Below are 6,695 nucleotides of genomic sequence, written 5' to 3'. Positions count from 1 at the left end.
ATTGTTGACTGTTGACTGTTAAGAGGGCGGGCCCGCACCATCCACCGCCCCTACTGACTGTTGACGGGCGGGTCGAAAAACTGAATGGTTGAGTGTTAACTGTTGACTCGATTTTATGATTCCGATGCAACCGGAAACGATATCAGAATTATGCTTTTTGTGGCGATCGAGAATCTCGCATCTGACGTACCCTACCACTGCTACTGAAAGTTTGACTCCCCCCCTTTACAAGGGGGGGTTGGGGGGGGTAGATATGTAGCGCTATTTTATGAATTTGGTATTAGTCCCAGAAACCGGGTTTTTTCGGAGAATACTCGTCACACACCGCAAAAACCCCAAAAACCCGGTTTCTTGAGCTTGGCGCGCCAGTCTTAACAAAAATTTACATCCAAATTTACAGCCAAATCCACGGCACAGCAAGACTTTCAACCACCTGCCGCCAAAAACTTTCAGAATTTCGCATAAAATTCCCCAGCTAACCCTGATAAGTAAATGTAGGAACAAAGTTGCGGCCGCACTGAACTATGAATGATGAGTACAACCCCTCCCAGGGGGAAGACCACCCATGCGATCGACAAATTCTATATCAAGAGCTCGACATCCTTGTCACCCAAATTTGCCAGGAAACCTCGAACCCTTGGAAGCGGAAACGTTTATTGAGTCAGCTTGTGATTAAAATGACAAACTCCGGTCTGATCTGGAAGGATAACGTACCTTACTATGAAGATGCTTTGCAAGAACAGTGGGTGTTTTTCTCTAGCAATTTGTGCGAATCCCGCACGGGCCGTCAGTACGATCGTACTCGCAGTAACCCGATGACTTGGTTCAATTATTATTTCAAGCGACGGCTGCAAAATTGGGTTGTGAGGGTAGATAGAGAAAATAGCAGGAGATGCGATCGAGAACAATTTTTAGAAGACGGAAGGCTGATCGATCGAATCGAAATTTTGCCCGCTGAGGATGACAGTCATATTATTGAATGTATCCAATACTTTCAAATTGTTAAAAACTGGATCGAGACTAATCCTGATGGCATCTTAAACGAACACATTCGAGGACGGAAGGATCTAACTTGTCAAGTTATCTTGAAAAATTTGTTGTGTGGTAAAAATATTACGCAGATGTCCGCAGAATATGGCTGTGCTTATCAGACAATCTACGGTTTCTGGAAAAACAAATGTCGTCCTCGTTTGTTGGAAAAATTTGGCAAAATTCATGGCTATTAATCATACAGGGAGTTCAACTAGGCAAATGAAAAACAATACTACCGGAATCCAATCATTGCCAATGCCAATTACCCAAAAGGCAATTCGTCTAGCATCGCAATTTGCTTCCGAACACAACCATCCGCAAAAGGTAGAACAAATTTATCTCAACACTTTGGCAGTGTTAGCAGTTGACGATTATTTAAAATTGTTAGATATTGAAACTGATTTGAGTCAATGCGATAGCTGGAATCCAGTAGTTCGTTTGTTTGCAAATGCCGCAGATTTGTATATCAAAGGATTGGGTAAAATTGAGTGCATCCCAATTAGAAGAGTACATCAAAATACCCAAAATGGCAATGCAATTGCTGCGGCAAATTTGCCGGAAATGTGTCGGGTTCCCACGGAAGCTAGGGATGAACGCATCGGTTATATTGCGGTCGAAATTGATGAAGAAGAAAAAGAAGCAAGATTGTTGGGTTTTTATCCGACTGCGACAACGGGCGAGTTAGTATTGAGCGATTTGTATTCCCTGGATGACTTCTTGATTCACCTGGAAAAAATACATGAATCTCAAGTCGATCTGCGTCAGTGGTTGGAGAATATATTTACATCGGATTGGCAGTCTGTTGAGTCGATATTCGATCCGCAGCCGGAGACTGAACCGACTGAAATTGAAAATCCGGTCAAATCTAATTTAGGCAATTGGTTGAAGAATGTTGCAGAAGCAGGTTGGCAGAAATTTGAGCAAGGTAAACAAAATTTAGAAGACCTGATTTTTCCTGAAGATAACCCAAGTTTTGTATTTCGAGGAGGTGGAAATTCCAGTACAGAATCTGTTTCGCACGGGCTTAGAAGCAATATCAATAGGTTTCCCGAAGCTGATGTCACGCGGGCCAAGTTGATTGATTTGGGAATGCGTTTGGGTTCAACAACTGTTGCTTTGTTGGTTGCTATTGCCCAAGAGGACGATCGCACTCTCAGAGTTCACGTGCAACTGCATCCGGCGATCGGCGATCGTTATTTGCCAACAAATATTAAACTGTCCTTAATCTCCGATACCGGAGAGAATCTACACGAGGTAGAATCAACAGTTCAGAACTTGTGCATTTTGCTAAATGATTTTCATGTAGAGCCAGACGAGAGCTTTAGTATTCGAGTAGCTTTAGATGATTTGAGCATAACAGAAAATTTTGTGGTATGATAATTTGATTAACTACAATTACATCCAATTTATGAGCTGGACTGTCATCTTGGCTTTGGGGTCTGGGGATTTTGAAAATGGTTTTTCTCATGTGACAGCAGAGTTGAAACAACAAGGGGAAACTGTCGCTCAATATTTAGCAAGCTTGCCGCCAGCACCCCAAGTTGAGGAGTTGCACAGAAGGTGGAAAGCTAGTTGTGTCGCCGGTCAATATAACAGAAGCGGTTCTCGGATCAAAATCAAATCTGCAGGCACAACAAATATTTCTGAAAACAGGCCTGATGCAATATATCAAGGTTTGAAGCAAGAGATGAACAAGTGGCTGAGTAATGACGATTTTTACCGAAAAATAGAGGTAGAACTCAGAACAGAAATCAGCAATCGATCGGAGTTTGTTGAAATATTTTTAGAGTGCAATAACTCTTTGATTTGGCAGTTGCCTTGGGATGTGTGGCAATTTCGCGAAGACTACCGCAACTCTGAAATCATTGGCAGTTCTCCAGAATATCAAAAAGTTCCTCGACAGGCAACAATAGGGGGAATACCTCTACCTTCGCGAGGCAGAATTTTAGGTGTTACAGGAAACAGCAAGGGAATTAATGTTAAAAAAGATAAAAAAGAGATTGAAAAATATTTGGGCATTTGCTGCGAACTAAAATTTCTTGAAGAACCGACACCTCAAGAGTTCCGCAACGAGTTGTTTGATGAAAAAGGTTGGCAAGTTTTATTTTATGCCGGACACAGCGATAGCGATACTAATGCTGCTAACGGACTGCTATATATCAATCAAGAACTCCAAGATAATACTGTTACTTTAGAGGATTTTAAAGAAGGTTTAAAGCAAGCTATTTTTAAAGGCTTGCAATTGCTAATTTTCAACTCGTGTTCGAGCCTGGGAATCGCAGCCGATTTAGTTACTGAGGGCATTTCTTTGCCGTCAGTCATTGTGATGCGGGCGCCAATCCCGGATTTCATTGCTCAGGAATTTGTGAAATCTTTGTTTAGATATTTAGCTCTGAAAGAACCTCTGTTTTTGGCAATACGAAAAGCTAAAAATGATTTGCTGCGCCACGAACATAATTTTCCTGGTGCGAGCGGCATACCGATGCTTTGTCAGCATCCAACTTTTGAGGGATTAAAATTATTAGAATTAGGATGCGATCGCCCAATTGTTCCCACGGGAGATATCGCGGGCAATTTACCAAATAAACAATCGTTTGTTTTGCCATCTCATTTAATTCGGCGTCTCGCAATCGGTTTAGCTACTACCGCTAGCAGTTATATATTATTTGGCCCGATGCTTGCCAAAGTTGCCAATGAAATGGGCATGAAAAACCACCGCACAAATCAACCTTTTGCGGCTAAAACATACTACAAATTAGCCACTTTGATAGACTTAAATTATGCAGCACCTCATTATAATTTATCGATATTATGTGATGAATTAAATGATGACAAATGTGCGTTAGATGCTATGCAAAATGCAGTGTGGTTGGGACTTCCTGATGCTTCCGCTCAAATATCTAAATTATTCATTCTTAAGGACAAACATCAAGCAGCTTTAAAAGCGATCGCAATTTGCTTAGAAAATACTAAACACGACGGAGTAAAAGCCACTTGTTTCAAAAATCGCGGCTGGGTGCGGTTGACACAAAAGCGATATGATGCTGCTGAAGCAGATTTAAAAATAGCAATAAAATTCAGAGACGACAGCCCTGAAGCTCAATGTCTGTTAGCACAGGTTCTCGAAATCAAAGGTAAACCGCAAGCAGCCTTAGAAGCCTGGAATAAGGCGCTTCAATATTCTAATTACCGCATACCGAAACAAGATGAATGTATCCAAATTGCCCACCAACGTTTACAAGCAAAAGGAAATATCAAATGAAAACTAGGATGGCAATTTTTATCGGTTTAAGTTCGATCGCAACTACCGCCCTAGCAGCCACTAACAGAATACCCAACGGACTGATTATCCATACTAGCGGGGAAGTTGCGATCGAGCGCCAAAACGGCTTAATTGTTCGCCCTACCAGCGGTACGCCGATTTATCCGGGAGACAAATTGCGAACAGCACAAAACGGACAAGTTACGATCCAATGTGCTGATTTGGGAATTAAGTCGATCGCACCTTCTGAAAATCAATTGAATAGCTGTTTGTTAGCCAGCAAAAAATCTGATTGTAGCCTCGACTTAATTAAATGTCCCGATCGCGGCGACAGTAAAATTGCTTGGCATAGCGCCCCAATTCCTTATATTATCAGTCCGAGACGGACAAAATTGCTCGACAGCAAGCCAATTTTGCGGTGGAATCCGGTTGCTGGTGCGACTAGCTATAAGTTGAGCCTCCGGGAAAATGGAGCGAAATTAAACTGGGAAATGACTGTTAGCGGTACTGAGGCTGTGTATCCGGGGGAACCGGCGCTGAAACCTGGTGCTAGCTACAAGTTGATTGTGGATGCAAATACGGGCGCTTCATCAGAGAATGCCGTCGGAGAGGGAGATATCGAGTTTAGCTTGCTGGATGAGGGTGAGGTAGAAAGGGTGAAAAGTGAGGTTGGGGCGATCGACAAACAAGTACCGAATGAAAGCGCCAAGAAATTAGCAATCTCTAGCATTTATCTTAACACAAGTGCGATCGCAGAAGCAATAGAAATTTTAGAAACTTTACCAAAAGCCGGACTTGAAACACCGCCAATTTATCGCACGTTGGGCGATTTATATTTGGATAGACTGCAACTGATTCCGCAGGCTTCAGCCTACTATTCAAAGACAATTAATGCAGCGAAACTTGATGATATTGAGGAACTGACAGCGGCCCGCTACGGGTTGGGACAAGTGCATTCAGCGGTGAGAAACAATCTGGAAGCCATGCGTTATTTGCGAATGGCAAAAGATGGATTTCAAAGTTTGGGTGATTTGCCAATGGTGGAAAAAATTGATAAGCAATTGCGGGATTTGCAAAGGAGGGAAGACAGAAAATAGTCATGTTTGCGGTTGAATTGGCGATCGGATTCGTAGAGGCGGGATGGTGAAAAATATCAGATACAACTCACATCTTGCAGCATTCTCGCTTAACAGGCCGGAGAGCCTGTTCATAAAACAATACGGTTTACTTAAGACGATCCCCCCTAACCCCCCTTAAAAAGGGGAGTAGGGGGTGGGACAAGAATGCCCTCAAAGTCCCCCTTCTTAAGGGGGATTTAGGGGGATCTCCAGGACATAAATATGTTAAGTGAACCGTATTGGTTCATAAAAGGCTAATTGAAAATGGTGAAAAATATCAGATACAAACGAGTTTGCCGATGCAAAACCACCCTCTCCCGCGCCCGGTTAATTTATACTACGAATCAGAGAGGATTTTTAAGTAAGCTTGTACTGTATTGGACAATCCCATTTCTAGCGCCTCCGCAATTAAAGCGTGACCGATCGACACTTCTATGATATCAGGAATTGAGCAAAATTTAGCTAGATTTTGCAAATTTAAATCGTGGCCGGCATTCACTCCCAAACCTGCTGATTGAGCGGCTTTAGCTGCTAAGAGATATTGTTGCAAAACAGATTCTGCTTTACCTTCGCGAAAAGCAGTTGCATAGGGTTCCGTGTACAGTTCTACGCGATCGGCTCCAACTTCTTTTGCTAGGGGCATAAGAGCAGGATCTGCATCCATAAACAAGCTGACTCTGATGCCGTGATTTTTTAATTTTTCAATGATTGGTAAAAGCCGAGATCGATTTTCGGGAATATTCCAACCGCTATCCGATGTTAGCACGTCGGGAGCGTCCGGCACCAAGGTACACTGAGCTGGTTTGACATCGCAAACTATATCCATAAATGGCGGCTGAAACGGATTTCCTTCGATGTTGAACTCGACAGTTAGCATTTTGGCTAAGTCGTAAACATCGGCAGCTTTGATGTGTCTTTCGTCGGGGCGGGGATGGACTGTAACGCCGTGGGCTCCGGCGGCAATTACTGTTTTTGCGGCTTCGGTAACGCTGGGAATGCCGATGTTTCGAGAGTTTCTCAGGAGGGCGATTCTGTTGATGTTGACGCTGAGTTTTGTCATGGGATTGGAAGTTGCGGATGTTTGTTGATTTTTAATTTTAACCGCTGATGAACGCTAATGAACGCTGATTTTTTGTGCGGCTGTTAATTGGGTTGATTTGGATGGTTTTGCATCAGCTTTTCTGCAAGCGGTAAGGTTTCGGCAAAAATCGCCTCTGCTGTTTGGTGTTTTGCTGCTAAATCTTCTAGATTGGTAATGCAGAAAAGCGGTGCGGTGCGATCGA

5 protein-coding genes are annotated in these 6,695 nt (G+C 43.0%); 4 read left to right on the top strand and 1 reads right to left on the bottom strand.

Features of this window, described 5'->3' with window-relative positions; translation table 11 throughout:
- Positions 1-524: 524 nt before the first annotated feature.
- From WBA89_RS28300 to WBA89_RS28285, 4 genes are read left to right on the top strand one after another with little or no spacing between them, the layout of a single operon-like run.
- Positions 525-1,226 carry a hypothetical protein gene (locus WBA89_RS28300; protein ID WP_424410949.1) on the top strand — a complete coding sequence of 234 codons (702 nt, stop codon included), beginning with the start codon at positions 525-527 and terminating at the stop codon, positions 1,224-1,226.
- A 25-nt stretch (positions 1,227-1,251) separates the two neighbouring features.
- Entirely contained in the window at positions 1,252-2,409 is a 1,158-nt protein-coding gene (locus WBA89_RS28295) for a DUF1822 family protein (RefSeq protein WP_424410948.1), read from the top strand.
- Between the two features lie 31 nt (positions 2,410-2,440).
- Positions 2,441-4,294, top strand: a complete 1,854-nt coding sequence (locus WBA89_RS28290) for a CHAT domain-containing tetratricopeptide repeat protein (protein ID WP_424410947.1) — start codon at positions 2,441-2,443, stop codon at positions 4,292-4,294.
- Complete coding sequence (locus tag WBA89_RS28285; RefSeq protein WP_424410946.1) at positions 4,291-5,391, top strand: hypothetical protein; 1,101 nt, start codon at positions 4,291-4,293, stop codon at positions 5,389-5,391. Before WBA89_RS28290 ends, WBA89_RS28285 begins: the two co-directional genes overlap by 4 nt.
- 358 nt (positions 5,392-5,749) lie before the next feature.
- Here the strand turns inward: WBA89_RS28285 and WBA89_RS28280 are convergent, their stop codons facing one another.
- Positions 5,750-6,472 carry a pyridoxine 5'-phosphate synthase gene (locus WBA89_RS28280; RefSeq protein WP_424410945.1) on the bottom strand — a complete coding sequence of 241 codons (723 nt, stop codon included), beginning with the start codon at positions 6,470-6,472 and terminating at the stop codon, positions 5,750-5,752.
- Between the last annotated feature and the right edge of the window lie 223 nt (positions 6,473-6,695).

Source organism: Microcoleus sp., assembly GCF_049646505.1.
Classification (GTDB): Bacteria; Cyanobacteriota; Cyanobacteriia; order Cyanobacteriales; family Microcoleaceae; genus Microcoleus.
Note: the sequence above shows the minus strand (reverse complement) of the source record. Positions and strands in the feature narration are given on the sequence as shown.

Bases quoted from the DNA above. Each gene is read 5' to 3' on its own strand.
- WBA89_RS28300 (WP_424410949.1), top strand. From the start codon at position 525: ATGAATGATGAGTACAACCCCTCCCAGGGGGAAGACCACCCATGCGAT.
- WBA89_RS28295 (WP_424410948.1), top strand. From the start codon at position 1,252: ATGAAAAACAATACTACCGGAATCCAATCATTGCCAATGCCAATTACC.
- WBA89_RS28290 (WP_424410947.1), top strand. From the start codon at position 2,441: ATGAGCTGGACTGTCATCTTGGCTTTGGGGTCTGGGGATTTTGAAAAT.
- WBA89_RS28285 (WP_424410946.1), top strand. From the start codon at position 4,291: ATGAAAACTAGGATGGCAATTTTTATCGGTTTAAGTTCGATCGCAACT.
- WBA89_RS28280 (WP_424410945.1), bottom strand. From the start codon at position 6,472: ATGACAAAACTCAGCGTCAACATCAACAGAATCGCCCTCCTGAGAAAC.